Consider the following 1,092-nt stretch of genomic DNA (forward strand, 5'->3'; position numbering starts at 1 on the left):
CAATCGCTGCCATCCAAACCGGCCCCATAATCGAGCGTTGCGCGTTCTGTATGGTGCTGGCTGCGCTGGCGATGGTGTTGCCGACAATCTCGCGCAGGGCTTCCCGCGTGACTTCCCGGTGGTTCGCGTGTTCGCGTTCGAGGTCGGTTCGCAGGCGTGCCGCTTCGGCGTTCAGTTGTCGCGTCTTGCTGTCCCAAAGGTCTTGAGCCTGCTTTACCACTTCGCCATTGATCGCCTTACCGGTCTTCGACAACTGTTCGACCAGGGTTTCCAGCTCGCTTTTCTGGTCTTCCAGAATAAGTCGGTTCAGCAGCACCACGGCAAAGACAGGATCGTTTTCATCGACCTGCAAACCCGTGCGGGCCACCAGTTCCGCGATGTACTTGCGCCGCTCCATGGTCAGAACTCGATCTTTTCGAGCTGGCCGAACACGTCTTTGGCGACGTTGCGGATGCGCTGTTTTTCCATCAATGCGAAGTCCGGCGACTGCATGATTTCCTCGACCGTCAGGCGCTTGGTGTTCATCTTCTTCACGTCATCGCCGTAGGTCTGATGGTTGCGAGCTTGCAGCAGTACCGCACCATGCAGCCGATCCTGATTAGCCTTGAACACCTTGGTTTCAGTGAACTCCTTTCCTTCCACGGTCTTCATGGGGCCGAAGTGCTCATTCAGCCAGAGCACCAGGGGGGCGCCCTCGATGCCTTGGGCAATCGAGTTGAAGCCGTTGGCCGTGTCGGTCAGGGTGTCGCCACCGCCGACCACGGTATGCAGATAGACCTTCTTGCCGCTGTCGGTCAGGAAGCTGACTACATCGTTTTCGACCATGTAGGCCAGCAGGGGTGAGAAGGTGTTGGCGCCGTTGTCGATGACGAATGTTCCGTCCTCGGTCAGCAGCTTTTCCATGAGGCAATCGAAGCGCTTCGCGTCAATCGTGCGCGACTCGTTCATTACCGGGATGTGTTGCGCTTCCAGGGCCTTGTAATGGGAGAACGTGGTGTTCTCTTGGTCCGTGTCGAAGGCTTTCAGATTCGCGCCCGTGCTTTTGAAGTACTGCGCGAGCATGACGGCGACGAACGATTTGCCGATGCCTCC

General features: G+C 57.7%; 2 protein-coding genes. Both read right to left on the reverse strand.

Annotated elements, in window-relative coordinates; translation table 11 throughout:
• Positions 1 to 397 (reverse strand): hypothetical protein (locus tag ACK4TH_RS12070; RefSeq protein WP_409626791.1); only part of this gene is annotated, 397 nt, incomplete at its 3' end.
• A 2-nt stretch (positions 398 to 399) separates the two neighbouring features.
• Positions 400 to 1,092 (reverse strand): hypothetical protein (locus tag ACK4TH_RS12075; protein ID WP_409626793.1); only part of this gene is annotated, 693 nt, incomplete at its 5' end.

The sequence above is a fragment of the Tepidimonas sp. genome (genome assembly GCF_046292505.1).
GTDB lineage: Bacteria > Pseudomonadota > Gammaproteobacteria > Burkholderiales > Burkholderiaceae_C > Tepidimonas.